The sequence below is a fragment of the Paraburkholderia humisilvae genome, from assembly GCF_902859855.1.
In the GTDB taxonomy this organism is placed as follows: domain Bacteria; phylum Pseudomonadota; class Gammaproteobacteria; order Burkholderiales; family Burkholderiaceae; genus Paraburkholderia; species Paraburkholderia humisilvae.
In genome coordinates, this window is record NZ_CADIKH010000456.1 from 1 (window position 1) to 664 (window position 664).

The 664-nt window shown below is 59.2% G+C and carries 1 protein-coding gene; it reads right to left on the bottom strand.

Annotated features, from left to right (window positions below; genetic code table 11):
- Positions 1–46: 46 nt before the first annotated feature.
- A partial coding sequence (locus HV796_RS43035) for an IS3 family transposase (RefSeq protein WP_175233648.1) occupies positions 47–664 on the bottom strand: 618 nt, incomplete at its 5' end.

Sequence of the window (664 nt, forward strand, 5' to 3'; positions counted from 1 at the left end):
CGTTCGGACAGGATCCGCGAGTTTTTAAGTGGAATCGCTGAGGCAATCAAGCTGCCGATTTTATCGCTGGCAGCATGGCGAAGTATGCTTCATCCGGTGTCTGATCGGCCAGCCTGGAATGAGGCCGATTCTGGTTATACCAGTTCAGGTAATTGCCGATTGAGCGGCGGGCGTGGCTGACCGGGTCGTAGGCTTTCAGATAGACCTCTTCATATTTGACGCTGCGCCAGACCCGTTCGACGAACACGTTGTCACGCCAGGCGCCCTTTCCGTCCATGGACAGAAGAACGTTCCGGCTGAGCACCGCGTCGGTGAACCCGGTTGCGGTGAACTGGCTGCCTTGATCCGTGTTGACGATCTCCGGCAGGCCGTATTTCGCAAACGCTTCCTCCAGCGCCTCGACAGCATGGCAGCTCTCCAGCGTGATCGCCACCCGGTGTGCCAGCACCCGACGGCTCGCCCAGTCCACTACAGCCGTCAGATATACGAAGCCGCGCGCCATCGGGATATAGCTCGTATCGAGCGCCCAGACCTGATTGGCCCGGTCGATTTTCCGGTTGCGAAGCAGGTACGGCCAGATCCTGTGGGCTGCATGCTTGCGGCTCGTGTTTGGCTTGCGATACAACGCTTCGACGCCCATGCGCTTCATCAAGGTGCTGACGTG